14 protein-coding genes and 2 tRNA genes are annotated in these 13202 nt (G+C 64.0%); 9 read left to right on the top strand and 7 right to left on the bottom strand.

Translation table 11 applies throughout. The annotated features are described in order from the left end of the window. The first annotated feature begins 155 nt into the window (after positions 1-155). From BMY84_RS14955 to BMY84_RS14945, 3 genes are read left to right on the top strand one after another with little or no spacing between them, the layout of a single operon-like run. Entirely contained in the window at positions 156-1577 is a 1422-nt protein-coding gene (locus BMY84_RS14955) for a pseudouridine synthase (RefSeq protein ID WP_093084876.1), read from the top strand. Beyond that, complete coding sequence (gene rsmD, locus BMY84_RS14950; RefSeq protein ID WP_093084875.1) at positions 1574-2113, top strand: 16S rRNA (guanine(966)-N(2))-methyltransferase RsmD; 540 nt, start codon at positions 1574-1576, stop codon at positions 2111-2113. The genes BMY84_RS14955 and rsmD overlap by 4 nt, the downstream gene beginning before the upstream one ends. Before the next feature lie 2 nt (positions 2114-2115). Beyond that, the gene (locus BMY84_RS14945; RefSeq protein WP_093084873.1) at positions 2116-2865 is read left to right on the top strand and encodes a class I SAM-dependent methyltransferase; all 750 of its coding nucleotides are present in this window, start codon (positions 2116-2118) and stop codon (positions 2863-2865) included. A gap of 45 nt (positions 2866-2910) precedes the next feature. Here BMY84_RS14945 and BMY84_RS14940 read toward each other — a convergent pair whose 3' ends face one another. Beyond that, the gene (locus tag BMY84_RS14940) at positions 2911-3357 is read right to left on the bottom strand and encodes a globin domain-containing protein (protein WP_093084872.1); all 447 of its coding nucleotides are present in this window, start codon (positions 3355-3357) and stop codon (positions 2911-2913) included. A gap of 110 nt (positions 3358-3467) precedes the next feature. Here BMY84_RS14940 and BMY84_RS14935 point away from each other — a divergent pair, with 110 nt between their 5' ends. Further along, on the top strand, positions 3468-3944 hold the full coding sequence (locus tag BMY84_RS14935) for an RrF2 family transcriptional regulator (RefSeq protein WP_093084947.1): 477 nt from the start codon (positions 3468-3470) through the stop codon (positions 3942-3944). Here the strand turns inward: BMY84_RS14935 and BMY84_RS14930 are convergent. Continuing rightward, positions 3904-4284 carry a Fe-S oxidoreductase gene (locus BMY84_RS14930; protein ID WP_093084870.1) on the bottom strand — a complete coding sequence of 127 codons (381 nt, stop codon included), beginning with the start codon at positions 4282-4284 and terminating at the stop codon, positions 3904-3906. The two genes, BMY84_RS14935 and BMY84_RS14930, sit on opposite strands and share 41 nt — an antisense overlap. Before the next feature lie 123 nt (positions 4285-4407). Next, positions 4408-4806 (bottom strand): GFA family protein, encoded by a 399-nt coding sequence (locus tag BMY84_RS14925; RefSeq protein ID WP_093084869.1) that lies wholly within the window; start codon positions 4804-4806, stop codon positions 4408-4410. Between the two features lie 115 nt (positions 4807-4921). Between BMY84_RS14925 and BMY84_RS14920 the strand changes: the two genes are divergently transcribed. Continuing rightward, positions 4922-7198, top strand: a complete 2277-nt coding sequence (locus tag BMY84_RS14920) for an ATP-dependent helicase (protein WP_093084867.1) — start codon at positions 4922-4924, stop codon at positions 7196-7198. A 13-nt stretch (positions 7199-7211) separates the two neighbouring features. Here the strand turns inward: BMY84_RS14920 and BMY84_RS14915 are convergent, their stop codons facing one another. The 4 genes from BMY84_RS14915 to BMY84_RS14895 form a co-directional block, all read right to left on the bottom strand. After that, a complete protein-coding gene (locus BMY84_RS14915) occupies positions 7212-7865 on the bottom strand; it encodes a TIGR02466 family protein (protein ID WP_218146967.1) in 654 nt (217 codons plus the stop codon). Between the two features lie 295 nt (positions 7866-8160). After that, positions 8161-8236: transfer RNA gene (locus tag BMY84_RS14905), tRNA-Ala, on the bottom strand. A gap of 89 nt (positions 8237-8325) precedes the next feature. Continuing rightward, positions 8326-8401 (bottom strand) — tRNA-Ala (locus BMY84_RS14900). Between the two features lie 87 nt (positions 8402-8488). Beyond that, complete coding sequence (locus BMY84_RS14895) at positions 8489-8821, bottom strand: TIGR02300 family protein (RefSeq protein WP_093084864.1); 333 nt, start codon at positions 8819-8821, stop codon at positions 8489-8491. A gap of 146 nt (positions 8822-8967) precedes the next feature. Here BMY84_RS14895 and aroA point away from each other — a divergent pair, with 146 nt between their 5' ends. The 4 genes from aroA (at position 8968) to rpsA (ending at position 13083) form a co-directional block, all read left to right on the top strand. Next, the gene (aroA, locus tag BMY84_RS14890) at positions 8968-10308 is read left to right on the top strand and encodes a 3-phosphoshikimate 1-carboxyvinyltransferase (RefSeq protein ID WP_093084863.1); all 1341 of its coding nucleotides are present in this window, start codon (positions 8968-8970) and stop codon (positions 10306-10308) included. Continuing rightward, positions 10305-10568 carry a CBU_0592 family membrane protein gene (locus BMY84_RS14885; protein WP_093084861.1) on the top strand — a complete coding sequence of 88 codons (264 nt, stop codon included), beginning with the start codon at positions 10305-10307 and terminating at the stop codon, positions 10566-10568. Before aroA ends, BMY84_RS14885 begins: the two co-directional genes overlap by 4 nt. Further along, positions 10565-11194, top strand: coding sequence for a (d)CMP kinase (gene cmk, locus BMY84_RS14880; protein ID WP_093084860.1), 630 nt, complete (start codon positions 10565-10567; stop codon positions 11192-11194). Before BMY84_RS14885 ends, cmk begins: the two co-directional genes overlap by 4 nt. A gap of 176 nt (positions 11195-11370) precedes the next feature. Beyond that, positions 11371-13083: a 30S ribosomal protein S1 gene (gene rpsA, locus BMY84_RS14875; protein ID WP_093084858.1), complete on the top strand. Its 1713-nt coding sequence runs from the start codon at positions 11371-11373 to the stop codon at positions 13081-13083. The last annotated feature ends 119 nt before the right edge of the window (positions 13084-13202 follow it).

Here is a 13202-nt window from a genome sequence, read left to right as displayed (position 1 = left end):
CCGCCATGCACTTTTAGAAACGCCATGCTCGTGCATCGGGTTGCCAGAGGACAATGGCTGTCCCACTCACCCAAGCGCCCAAGCGGCACATTTCAGCCTGTTGCTGGCTTTCCGTCGATATGGGAAGGACCAGTGCGTTAATAAAGGAACTGCCCGTGCAACCGCCGAAAAAATCCGGACCGCCCCGTCGGGCAGGACCTGGCGGCCCAAGACGTCCGACCGGCCCCGCTGGTCCCGGCGGCAAGCGCCCCGGTGGAGGCCGGGATGGGGATGGCAAATCACGCTTCGGCCGCAATGAAGGCGAACGTAGCGAGCGCCCCCGTGACCGGACCAGGTCTGACGGACCGCGCTTTGGCGCGCCGAAGGATGCACGCAGCAGCCGGGGTGAAGGTGAGCGAGCGGAACGCCCCCGCACTGACCGTGGCCGCCCCGATCGGGCGCGGACGGAAGGATCGCGTTTCGGCGCACCGAAAGACGCGCGCGGCAATCGCAGCGACGGCGAGCGTTCAGACCGTCCACGTTTCGACCGTGGTCGGTCCGATCGGGCACGCACAGAAGGATCGCGCTTTGGCGCCCCCAAAGACGCACGCGGCAACCGGGGCGAAGACGAACGGGCAGAACGGCCCCGCTTCGATCGCGGCCGACCGGAAAGGGCTCGGCCGGAAGGATCGCGCTTCGGCGCACCAAGGGGCCGCGCCGAAGGCGATCGCGCCGAACGGCCTCGCTTCGATCGGGGACAGGCAGAAGCTCCGAAAAGCTATCCGCCCCGCAAGCCGGGTGGAAAGAAGCCCGCCCCCGCAGGTCCGGCCAACCCGCATCCCGCCCATGCCGCGGCGGAAGGCACGGGTGAACCGCAGCGCATCGCCAAACTGCTGGCCCGTGCAGGTGTAGCTTCCCGCCGCGAAATCGAGCGGATGATCGAGGAAGGCCGGGTGGCGAAGGACGGCGTGGCGCTGGATACGCCCGCGACCCTGCTGACGTCGCTGCGTGGCGTGACGGTCGATGGCATTGCTGTCGCCGCACCGGAACCCACGCGCCTGTTCCTGTTCCACAAGCCCACCGGCTATCTGACCACCGAGCGTGATCCGGCCGGGCGGCCGACCATCTATGATCGCCTGCCCGCCGACCTGCCCCGTCTGATGCCGATCGGCCGTCTGGACATGAATACCGAAGGGCTGCTGCTGATGACCAGCGATGGCGGCTTCAAGCGGCAGATGGAATTGCCATCGTCCGGCGTGCCGCGCACCTATCGCGCCCGCGCCTTTGGCGAGGTGAGTCAGCAACAACTGGAAGACCTGTTCGACGGGGTGGAAATTGACGGTATCCGCTATGGCCCGATCGAGGCCAATCTGGAACGGCGCACCGGCCGCAACCAGTGGATCGAAATGACCCTGACCGAAGGCAAGAACCGCGAAGTGCGCCGGGTTCTGGAGCATCTGGACCTGAAGGTGAACCGCCTGATCCGCACCAGTTACGGCCCCTTCCATCTGGGCGAACTGCCGGTCGGCGCGGTCGAGGAAGTGCGCCAGCATGATCTGGATTACTTCCGCGCCAGCCTGAAGGCGGCCCCGCAATGAGGATCATTTCAGGCCAATGGCGCGGACGCCCGCTGACCGCGCCCAAGGGCGATGCGACCCGCCCGACCGCAGACCGCACGCGCGAAACGCTGTTTTCCATGCTGACCAGCCGGATCGGATCGTTCGAAGGGCTGGCCGTGGGCGATTTCTTCGCCGGGTCAGGCGCACTGGGCTTTGAATCGCTGTCACGCGGCGCAGCGTCCTGCCTGTTCGTGGAACAGGACAAGGCGGCGCTGGACGTGATCCGGGCCAATGGCGACCGGCTGGGCATTCGCCCCGATATCCGTGCCAGCAGCGTCCTGTCGCTTGGGCCGGCACCCAAGCCGCTCGACCTGATCTTCATGGACCCGCCCTATGAAACGGGTGCGGGCCAGGTGGCGCTCGACAAGCTGGCGCGGCTGGGATGGACCAACAGTGCGACTTGGGTCAGCATCGAGACAGACCGGCGCGAGGATGTGGTGGTGAAGGGCTTTACCGTCGACGCGGTACGCGATGTCGGCAAAGCACGGATCACCCTGCTGCGGGCGGAAGATTGACGATGGGCGGGGCGACCAACTGGTTCGATCAGGGCGGCGCCAACTATGCCCGCTATCGCCCCGACTATCCCGATGTCCTGGCGCAGGCGCTGGCGGAACTGGCGCCCAACCGTCGGCTGGCGGTCGATGTCGGTTGCGGCAACGGCCAGTTCACAGGGTTGCTGGCGGCGCATTTCGAAGCGGTAATCGGCCTTGATCCCAGTGCGGACCAGATCGCCCATGCCGCACCGGATGCGCGGATCACTTATCGCTGCGCGCCAGCCGAAGCGCTGGCTGTCGAGGATGGCGCGGCCAGCCTGATCACGGCGGCGCAGGCGGCGCACTGGTTCGACCTGCCTGCCTTTTATGCGGAGACGCGGCGGATCGCCGCGCCGGGGGCAATGATCGCACTGGTCAGCTATGGCGTGGCGCGGCTCGATCCGGGACCGATCAATGATCGGCTGGCCCGCTTCCATGATCTGGACGTAGGCCCCTTCTGGCCCGCCGAGCGCCATATGGTCGAAAATGGCTATGCAGACATAGCCTTTCCTTTCCCGCCGCTGGCGGTGCCCACGATGGCGATCCGTCGGAACTGGAACACCCATCAATTGCTCGGCTATGTCGGCACATGGTCCGCCGTCCGCCGCGCGCGGGAGGCCGGGCAGGAACGGAAGCTGACGGATTTCGCCGCCGACCTGATCGACCTGTGGGGCGACCCCGAACAGACCCGCCCCATAAGCTGGCCGATCAGCGTGCGGGCGGGGACACTGTGATTTCCCGCTCGGTTCTGGACAAGTGCGAACCGAACGGATGTTTGATCAGGCCGCTACGGCGTAAGCCTTCGCCTCTTCCGCGATAAGAATGTCCGCCAGGAACTGATAGGCTTCGGCCCAGGCGGCCAGTACGGCGTCGGTCGCGACCTCCTCGCCCAGCACGTCGCGGATGGCGGGCAGCAGGGCGGCGGCGACCTTGGGATAATGTTCGGGTTTCACACCCGTATCGACATGGCGCGCAACCATGCGGGCGATCGCGCCGCCCAGCGCCTCCAGCTTGTCGATATTCTCGGCATAGCCCAGGATCGCCGCCGCCAGCCGCCGGGGCTGTTCCCCGCTGTCCTGCGCCGCAGCATCGAACATCGCCTTCACCTCCGTATCCTGAAACAGGCGGGCATACATGGCCGTGGTGATCTCCACACCGTGCCGACGCAAAGCGGGGCCGGTGGATTTCACGATGGCGACGGTTTCCTGAGACAGCGAGTGAGACACTTGTTTGACCTTTCAGCGGAGTCGATAAGATGCATTTAATTTGCATCTTATAACATGTAAACAGAATATATGTTTGAAAGCTGCCCGCTCCACCTCTATCGTCTATGTCGATGCAATTGACCCGCCACACCGACTATGCGCTACGCATATTGATCCATCTGGCCGCGGCACCGTCAGAGCGCGCGACGATCGCGGAAATTGCCGAGGGTTATGACCTGTCGCGCAATCATCTGATGAAGGTGGTTCACCATCTGGCGCTTGGCGATTTCGTCGCCACGCAACGAGGTCGAGGCGGCGGCTTCACTCTGGCACGCCCGCCCACGGAGATCGGTATCGGCGCGGTAGTGCGCTATAGCGAACCTGATATGAAAATGGCGGACTGCGCATCCTGCGCAATCCGGTCGGCGTGCGGCCTGTCAGGGATATTGGCCGAGGCGACGGGCGCCTTTCTTGCGGTTCTCGACCGCTACAGCCTGGCTGATGCAGCGCGCGACCGGCGCGGGCTGGCGGCGCTGATCGCCGCTCTGCCCGCGCCGATGGGTAGTGTCAGCGCGGCTTGCGGGCCTTCCCCGCCTCGCCCGGATTGACACAACTATCCTGCACGGTGCGCGAGCAGCGCGGATAGTCTTTTGCCTCGGTCGGCGGCGGGGTCATGTTGCCGCCCACCGTCACCGGATTGGCGGAGGAACCGACCGGCGCGCTCGGATCTTCCGGAACGTTGGCTGGGGCGGGCACCATCCCCGTTTCGGCGGGCACAGCGCCGGTCGGCTGGCCAGCATTGGGATCGGCAACGGCTGGGTCGGCAGGCGGTGGCGGGGTTGCCGCGTCGGCAGGCGCCTGACTGGTCGGCACCTCCTGCGCGATCGCGATACCGGACATGGCGGTGATACCCAGCATGGCGGCACCGGCCAGCATGACATTCTTCATCGGGATTTCCTTCCTATGTTCTCGCCCCGTTTGCCCGCTCGGGCTCAGGAGAAAACCGGAAGCATCATCCCGTCGTTCCTTACGCTGGCGACCAGACGTGCCGCAGCCGCGCCAGACCGGATATCACGGTCCCTCGGGATAGCGTTCGAAGCTCGGCAGATTCTGCAAATGCGCCATCCATGGTGCGGCTTCGGCCATCTGGATCTGCGCCTGTGGCGGCAGAGCGGCGGAATCGTCCAAAGTCGCCGTCTGAATATCGATCGCACCGGGAAAAATGACCGGATTGGTGTAGAACAGCCCCGTCCCACAGGTACCGCAAAAATGGCGGGTGGCATTTTCCGACGACTGGTAACGCACAGGATCGCCGCTGATCGTCACCTTGTCTTCCGGAAACAGCGCCCAGCCGACCATCGGTGCGCCGGCACTCGCGCGGCAATCAGCGCAATGGCACAGCGCGCTATAAGCCGGCTCTCCCTCCGCTTCGTAGCGGATCGCCCCGCATTGGCATTTGCCTGTCACCATGGCGCATCTCCCTTGCATGATTCGCCTTTTGTTCTCATAGAAAGCCGGTCGCCGCAAGGGGCCGGGCCAACGCTCGCCCCTTGCTCCCCTTGCCTGCCATCCCTAGTTGACCCCGATGACCCTGCCAGCCCCCTCCCCCAATGATCCGCCCTACCTCAAGGGCCTGAACGAACCGCAGCGGGAGGCCGTGCTGACGACCGAAGGACCGGTGCTGGTGCTGGCCGGCGCGGGCACGGGCAAGACGGCGGCGCTGACCGCGCGACTCGCCCATTTGATCGGCACGCGCCGCGCCTGGCCCTCGGAAATATTGGCCGTGACCTTCACCAACAAGGCGGCGCGGGAAATGCGCGCGCGTGTCGGCAGCATGATCGGCGACGCGGTCGAGGGGATGCCGTGGCTGGGCACCTTCCACGCCATCGCGGCCAAGATGCTGCGCCGCCATGCCGAACTGGTGGGGCTGCAATCCAATTTCACCATTCTGGACACCGACGACCAGTTGCGGCTGATGAAGCAGTTGATCCAGGCCGAGGGGATCGATGAAAAGCGCTGGCCCGCGCGGCAACTGGGCGGACTGATCGACCAGTGGAAGAATAAGGGCTGGACGCCCGAGGATGTCGGCGCGGGAGAAAGCAAAGGCTATGCCCATGGCAAGGGACAGAAGCTCTATGCCGCCTATCAGGCGCGGCTGCGCGATGTGAATGCCTGCGATTTTGGCGACCTGCTGCTGCATGTGCTGACGATCCTGAAGAAGCATCGCGACGTGCTGGAGCAATATCAGCAGAAATTCCGCTATATCATGGTGGACGAATATCAGGACACCAACTCCAGCCAATATCTGTGGCTGCGGCTGCTGGCCCAGACGCGCAAGAATATCTGCTGCGTGGGCGATGACGACCAGTCCATCTATAGCTGGCGCGGCGCGGAGGTGGCGAACATCCTGCGCTTCGAGAAGGATTTCCCGGGCGCCACGATCATCCGGCTGGAGCAGAATTATCGCTCCACGCCGCATATTTTGGGCGCGGCATCGGGCGTGATCGCCGAAAATGGCAATCGGCTGGGCAAGACATTGTGGACCGATATCGACGTCGGCGAGAAGGTGAAGGTCGTCGGCGTGTGGGACGGGCCGGAGGAGGCCCGGCGCGTCGGCGAGGAGATTGAGGGGATCGAACGGAGCGGCGGATCGCTGGACGAAGTGGCGATCCTCGTCCGCGCCCAGCACCAGACCCGCGAGTTCGAAGACCGCTTCATCCAGATAGGCCTGCCCTATCGCATCGTCGGTGGTTTCCGCTTCTATGAGCGCGCCGAAATCCGCGATGCACTGGCCTATCTGCGGCTGGTGAACCAGCCGGCGGACGATCTGGCGTTCGAACGGATCGTCAACGTGCCCAAGCGCGGCCTGGGCGACAAGGCGGTGGAGAAGTTGCACCGGCTGGCCCGCGCGGAAGGCATTCCGCTGGCACTGGCGGCGGCGCGCATCCTCGACACCGACGAACTGACGCCGCAGGCGCGCCGGTCGCTAGGCAGTTTCGTCGGCGATCTGGCGCGCTGGCGCGACCGGGCGGCCCAACTGCCCCATGCCGAACTGGCACGGCAGATATTGGACGAAAGCGGCTATACCGCGATGTTGCAGGCCGAGCGCACCACAGAGAGCGCCGGGCGGCTGGAGAATCTGTCCGAACTCGCCCGTGCGATGGAGGAATATGAGACGCTGGGCGCGTTTCTGGAGCATGTCAGCCTCGTCATGGACAATGAGGCGCAGGCGGACGAGCGCAAGGTCACGATCATGACCATCCACGCCGCCAAGGGGCTGGAGTTCGACACGACCTTCCTTGTCGGCTGGGAAGAAGGCGTCTTCCCTTCGCAACGCGCACTGGACGAAGGCGGGCAGAACAGCCTGGAGGAGGAACGGCGGCTCGCTTATGTGGCGATCACGCGGGCGCGCAGGCGCTGCACCATCCTGCATGCCGCCAATCGCCGCATCTATGGCCAGTGGACCAGCAGCATCCCGTCGCGCTTCGTGGGCGAATTGCCGCCCGAACATGTCGAGGAGGAAAGCAGCATGAGCGGCGGCGCGTCGCTGTGGCGGGCCAACTGGTCCGAGCGAGACGATCCCTTCGCCAATGTCGCGCGCGGATCAGGCCGGGGACCGGGCTGGCAACGGGCGCAATCGTCGGGCCAGTTCAGCCGCGAACCGGTGCGAATCGTCGAAGCGCGGACATCGGCGGTATCGCTGGGCAATAAGGGACGCAGCGACATGAGTATCGGCCAGCGCGTGTTCCATCAGAAATTCGGTTACGGCACCGTCGCAGAGATAGAAGGCAACAAGCTGGAGATCGATTTCGAGACGGCCGGGCGCAAGCGGGTGATGGACAGTTTCGTGTCGCTGGCCTGACGGGCAGGTATCTTTACCGCCCCGGCGGGACGAAATTGATCGCGATCGAGATTCGCGGACCCACCCCGGTGAATCGACGCACCGAATGCAGCAGCCAGGACGGGAACATGACCAATGTTCCCGTGCGCGGCCTGATGCGATGGGCTAGGCCCGCGTCAAGACAGCCTTCGATCTTCATCTTGAGTTCCGACGACAGCATCGTCGCCACCGGGCCGCGCGGATCGGCAAATTCCAGTTCTCCGCCCAGATCATCCTCCTGACCGGCCATGCCATCGTCCACCCAGTAGACGGCCGACCAATAGGCCCCCGGATGGGCGTGCTGGGCGTTGCCATGCCCCGTTCGGTTGACATTGGCCCATGCATTGAAGGCCCAGCTCAGATCGGCCTCCAGCAGGCCCCGCTGGGGATGCCAGACGGCGGACAGCATGTTGGCAAGCTCAGTCGCGAAATCGATCAACGCCTGCCCCGCTTCGCCGGTCCAGCCGAGAAGGTCGTCGCTGGACTGCCAGCCGCCTTCATTACTGTGGCTGACACCGGGATGGCTGGATTCGCGAGCGAGGATGGCAGCTTTCAAAGCTGGACTGAGTCGCTCGGCATCGGGATGGACGACACTGACGAGCGGCGTCGGGAACAGTTTCGTGACGGTCAGCGAAGCAGGATCTATCACGATGGCTCCTGTCAGTCCGAAGACCGCCCCCTTGTTCGAACGGAAATACCCTCTCCATTCGACGTCGCGCGCCGATTATTACCGTGCGTGGCAGGCGTGCAAAGGGGACGCCAGCCCCTTTATGCGGGCGGAGGGAAAAGCGGTGCGGGATGCACGGCGGAATCAGCCCAGCGGCTGCGCGTTTTTCTGAAATGTTCGGACTGATTGGCATCAGCGATCGATGCTGTGCCACCCTCGCTTTGCTCGGGGAATTTTGCCAACGAATGTCCCCCGGACATTCGCTTATCGGCAAAATTGGTGGAGCCTAGCGGGATCGAACCGCTGACCTCCTGCATGCCATGCAGGCGCTCTCCCAGCTGAGCTAAGGCCCCATCATTTGCAGCATAGGCTGCATCCCAATGGATCAGACCATGTCCGGCAATGCCGTCGGTCATATGTGCATTCCGCCAGAGGCGAAATTTGGTGGAGCCTAGCGGGATCGAACCGCTGACCTCCTGCATGCCATGCAGGCGCTCTCCCAGCTGAGCTAAGGCCCCGTACCAGTGAAGCGCCGCTTGGGTCCGGCGCTTCGGAGGTCGCTGCCTCTAGGGTCAGGTGACCCCGTTGGCAAGCATAAATTTCACTTAATTGTCGTCGTTGTCGTCGTCACCGGCGGCATCGACGCCCAGGTCGTCATCACCACCCAGATCGACGTCATTATCCGGCGAATCACCGTCGTCATCGACGTCGATGTCCAGATCGTCATCAGCCGTTTCCAGCTCGCCATCGGCGGTTTCGATCACCTTCTTGGGCGCCGCTTCCTCATAAGGCAGCGGCTGCTTCGATTTCAGCACCGGTTCCGGTTCCCAGGCACTGTTGCAATTGATGCAGGTGACCGGATCATCCTTGCCCAGGTCGTAGAAGCGAGTCGCGCATTTCGGGCAGGTCCGCTTCGTGCCCCATTCAGCCTTCACCATGTCCGGCCTGTTCCTTCTTCGATGCTCAAACAGAAATCACACGGCACAACGCATGTTGCCCGCGAAACGTGCGGCGCCTTGCCATAGCAGGATCGCGCTGTCAAAAGCCGGGCGCATTTTTTCGGTTCCATGACAACGGATAGCCCGTGACCCAGCATAGCGATATTCCCGCCCCCAAGACCTTCACCGCCGCGCCTGCGCTTTCGGGCAGCGTCACCGTGCCGGGCGACAAGAGCATTTCCCACCGGTCGCTGATGCTGTCCGCCCTTGCGGTGGGCGAAAGCCGGGTCGAGGGTCTGCTGGAGGGCGAGGATGTGCTGGCCACGGCCGCTGCGATGCGCGCCATGGGCGCAGACATTCAGCGCGATGCAGACGGCGTATGGCATATCCATGGCGTGGGCGTCGGCGGGCTGCTCCAGCCCGAAACGGCGCTCGACATGGGCAATAGCGGTACGTCGACGCGGCTGTTGATGGGCCTGCTGGCCAGCCATGACCTGACCGCGACTTTCGTGGGCGACGCTTCCTTGAGCAAGCGACCGATGGCGCGCGTAACCGAACCGCTGTCGCGCATTGGCGCCAGCTTCACGACCAGCCCCGGCGATCGCCTGCCGCTGACCATGAAGGGCGCCTGCCCGGCCGTGCCGCTGGATTACACCCTGCCCGTCGCTTCGGCACAGGTGAAGTCGGCAATCCTGCTCGCAGGCCTCAACACACCGGGCATCACCCGCGTCGTCGAACCAATCCCGACCCGCGACCATAGCGAGCGGATGCTCAAGGGCTTCGGCGCAGACCTGAAGGTCGAAGTGCAGGCCGATGGCACCCGCATCGTCACGCTGGCAGGCGAAGCCGAACTGAAGCCACAAAATATCGTCGTGCCGGGCGACCCCTCCTCCGCGGCCTTCCCGATGGTGGCTGCGCTGCTGGTGCCAGGCTCCAAAATATCGATCGCCAATGTCGGCCTCAACACGACGCGCGCCGGCCTGATCGACCTGCTGCGCGAGATGGGCGGATCGATCGAGGTCGTGAACGCGCGCGAAGTCGGCGGCGAGCCGGTCGGCGACCTGATCGTCACCGCCTCCGCGCTCAAGGGCGTGGAGCCCGATCCCGCGCGCGCGCCGAGCATGATCGACGAATATCCCGTCACCTTCATCGCCGCCGCACTGGCGGAAGGGCGCAGCGTCTTCCGTGGCCTTGAGGAATTGCGCGTCAAGGAATCGGACCGCATCGCCACAATGGCGGACGGGCTGCGTGCGATTGGCGTGCAGGTCGAGGAACTGGAAGACGGCATCATCATCGATGGCAGCGGCGGCGCGCCGCTGGCCGGTGGCGGACCGATCGCGACGAAACTTGACCACCGTATCGCCATGAGCTTTGCCGTGGCGGGGCTGGTGTCGAAGGACGGCGTCACCATCGACGATATGCGCCCGGTGGCGACCAGCTTCCCGACCTTCGTTCCGCTGTTGCAGACGCTCGGCGCGGTCACATGACCGCTGACGCCTTCGACTGGGACTGGGCCAATATCATCGGCCTGATCGGCAGCGCCATCATGGTGGTGGCCTACGCTTACAGCAACATCGCCAAGCAGATGAATTTCCTGCTGTTCAACCTGCTGAACCTGGTCGGATCGCTGTTGCTGATCTGGTCGCTGACCGTATATTTCAACCTGGCGTCGATGACGCTGGAAATCGTCTGGACGCTGATCGCGCTGCTGGGCCTGGTAAAAACATTGAAGAGAAAGCCATCATGATCATCGCCGTCGACGGCCCCGCAGCATCGGGCAAGGGCACCATCGCCAAGGCGCTGGGGCGCCATTATGATCTGCCCGTGCTGGATACCGGCCTGCTCTATCGCGCAGTCGGCCTGTCCGTGCTGAAGGCCGGTGGCGATCCGGACCATGAGGCGGACGCCCTCTCCGCCTGCAGTTTTGCCGATGCGATCCTGAGCGATCCGGCGCTGCGCAGCGAAGCCGTCGGCAGCCTCGCCTCGCGCGTGTCGGTGCATCAGAATGTGCGCGACGCGCTGATCCAGCGGCAGCGCGATTTCGCCACCCAGCCGGGCGGCGCGATCCTGGACGGGCGCGATATCGGCACGGTCATCGCGCCCGACGCGGATGCCAAGATATTCGTGACAGCCAGTGTCAAGGTGCGCGCCGAGCGCCGCTTTCAGGACGCCCTCAACCATGGCGGCCATCCTGACATGGACAGTCTGGTCGCCGACATTCAGGCCCGCGACACGCGCGACATGAGCCGCGACCATGCCCCCCTGAAGCAGGCCGAAGGCGCGGACTTGCTAGATACCAGCGATTTGACTATAGACGCGGCCGTCCAGCGGGCGATCGCGCTTGTGGACGCCCAGCTTGAAGGTCACCCCTGAGGGATGACCCGATAAGGCGCGCGGATATTCCGGGCGCCCTTTTCGCTTATCCAGCCTGCGCGTCCCTGAACCGGCAACCCATTGGATACGCGCCGGATATTCGGTCCTGCGCGTGGTTTGGCCAAAGACCATCGGACACAACCGATTGGCCAGCAATGATGAACGAAGGACCTTTTATGGCCTCTGTGGCATTCCCCTCGCGCGACGATTTCGCCGCGCTTCTCAATGATTCTCTCGGTGGTGAAGACGGCGGCTTTGAAGGCCGCGTCGTCAAGGGCACCGTTACCGCCATCGAAAACGACCTGGCCGTCATCGACGTAGGTCTGAAGTCGGAAGGCCGCGTGCCGCTGCGCGAATTCGCTGCGCCGGGCCAGAAGGCTGACCTGAAGGTCGGCGACGAAGTCGAAGTCTATGTCGATCGCGTCGAAAACGCCCATGGCGAAGCCATGCTGTCGCGTGACCGCGCCCGCCGCGAAGCCGCCTGGGACAAGCTGGAAAGCGAGTTCACCGAGAGCGCCCGCGTCGAAGGCGTCATCTTCGGCCGCGTCAAGGGTGGCTTCACCGTCGATCTCGACGGCGCCGTGGCGTTCCTGCCCGGTTCGCAGGTCGACATTCGCCCGGTTCGCGACGTCACCCCGCTGATGGACATTCCGCAGCCTTTCCAGATCCTGAAGATGGATCGCCGCCGCGGCAACATCGTCGTGTCGCGTCGCGCCATTCTGGAAGAAACCCGCGCAGAACAGCGTTCGGGCCTCATCCAGACGCTGGCCGAAGGTCAGATCATCGAAGGCGTCGTCAAGAACATCACCGATTATGGTGCGTTCGTTGACCTGGGCGGCATCGATGGCCTGCTGCACGTCACCGACCTGTCGTACAAGCGCATCAACCACCCCAACGAGATGATCAACATCGGCGACACCGTCCGTGTCCAGATCATCCGCATCAACCGCGACACGCAGCGCATCAGCCTCGGCATGAAGCAGCTGGAAAGCGATCCGTGGGAAGGCGCCAGCGCCAAGTACCCGGTCGGCGCCAAGCTGTCGGGCCGCGTCACGAACATCACCGAATATGGTGCGTTCGTTGAGCTGGAAGCCGGCATCGAAGGTCTGGTCCACGTTTCGGAAATGTCCTGGACCAAGAAGAACGTCCACCCCGGCAAGATCGTTTCGACCAGCCAGGAAGTCGAAGTTCTGGTTCTGGAAGTCGATCCCGAAAAGCGCCGCATCTCGCTCGGCCTCAAGCAGGCCCAGTCGAACCCGTGGGATTCGTTCGCCGAACGTCACCCGATCGGTTCGACCGTCGAAGGCGAAGTCAAGAACGCGACCGAATTCGGTCTGTTCATTGGCCTCGACGGCGACGTGGACGGCATGGTCCACATGTCGGACATCGCATGGGGCATTTCGGGCGAAGACGCGCTGGCGCTGCACCGCAAGGGTGAAGCTGTTCAGGCCGTCGTTCTCGACATCGACGTCGAGAAGGAACGCATCAGCCTCGGCATGAAGCAGCTTGAGCGTGGCGGCCCGGCCGCTGGCGGCACCACTGCTGCGGCGGCTGGCCTGAACAAGAACGCGATCGTCACCGTGACCGTTCTGGAAGTTCGCGACGGCGGCCTGGAAGTCCAGGCTGGCGAAGATGGCGCCACCGGCTTCATCAAGCGCAGCGACCTGGGCCGCGACCGCGACGAACAGCGTTCGGAACGCTTCCAGCTCGGCCAGAAGTTCGACGCCATGGTGACCGGTTTCGACCGCGCCAAGAAGCCGACCTTCTCGGTCAAGGCGATGCAGATCGCCGAAGAGAAGCAGGCTGTTGCGCAGTATGGCTCGTCCGACAGCGGCGCGTCGCTGGGCGACATCCTGGGCGAAGCGCTCAAGGCCAAGAGCGAAGGCTAATCGCCTTTTCTGCCATCCGGCATGAAAAAGAAGCCCGCCGAACCAAGGTTCGGCGGGCTTTTTCTTTGTCTCTCGCCCCTGTCCTTATGAAAGTGAAACGATCTTCTTGTTGCCCGATT

Origin of the sequence: Sphingobium sp. AP50, assembly GCF_900109095.1 — a bacterium.
In the GTDB taxonomy this organism is placed as follows: domain Bacteria; phylum Pseudomonadota; class Alphaproteobacteria; order Sphingomonadales; family Sphingomonadaceae; genus Sphingobium.
Note: the sequence above shows the minus strand (reverse complement) of the source record. Positions and strands in the feature narration are given on the sequence as shown.